At 45.9% G+C, this 639-nt stretch carries 1 protein-coding gene; it reads left to right on the top strand.

Going from position 1 to position 639, the window contains the following annotated elements:
* Positions 1-639, top strand: a 639-nt coding sequence (gene rsgA / locus TX77_RS10565; RefSeq protein WP_230198121.1) for a ribosome small subunit-dependent GTPase A, incomplete at both ends; no start/stop codon positions are given.

The following is a 639-nucleotide window of genomic DNA, read 5'->3' as shown; positions in this document are numbered from 1 at the left end:
TCAATGTTATGCCTCGGCAATCAAAATTTTCCAGAACGGATTTTTCCGGACACGCTGCAGGCTATGTCAAAACCGTACTAGAGCAAGTTGTAGCAGCTAATTTCGATTATGTGTTCATCATGTCGTCACTCAATCAGGATTTCAATGTGAACCGTATTGCCCGGTATTTAACGCTAGCTAGACAAAGTGGCGGCCTTCCTGTCATTGTCTTGACCAAAGCCGATTTATGCGAAACCTATGAGGAGAAAGTGGAATTACTGCGAAATATTGCAGGCGATATCGACATTATCGCTTTGAGCAGTTTTACGAAAATGGGTCTTGAACGGCTTAGTGATTTTTTAAAACCCGCAAAGACGATTGTCTTTCTAGGCTCATCTGGGATAGGCAAGTCATCTTTGCTCAACGCATTGGCTGGGCATGAATTGATGGCCGTTAAGGAAATTCGTGAGGATGATGCGAGAGGCCGGCATACAACCACACACAGGCAGCTCGTGAAGCTTCCTTCGGGCGCTCTTATAATTGACACACCTGGTATGCGTGAACTCGGATTGTGGCAGGCAGATGAAGGATTAGCGCGTCTTTTTCCGTGGTTGAACAACTATTTGCCGGATGCCGGTTTTCTGACTGCAATCATAGCCA

The organism is Megasphaera massiliensis (assembly GCF_000455225.1).
Classification (GTDB): Bacteria; Bacillota; Negativicutes; order Veillonellales; family Megasphaeraceae; genus Megasphaera; species Megasphaera massiliensis.
Note: the sequence above shows the minus strand (reverse complement) of the source record. Positions and strands in the feature narration are given on the sequence as shown.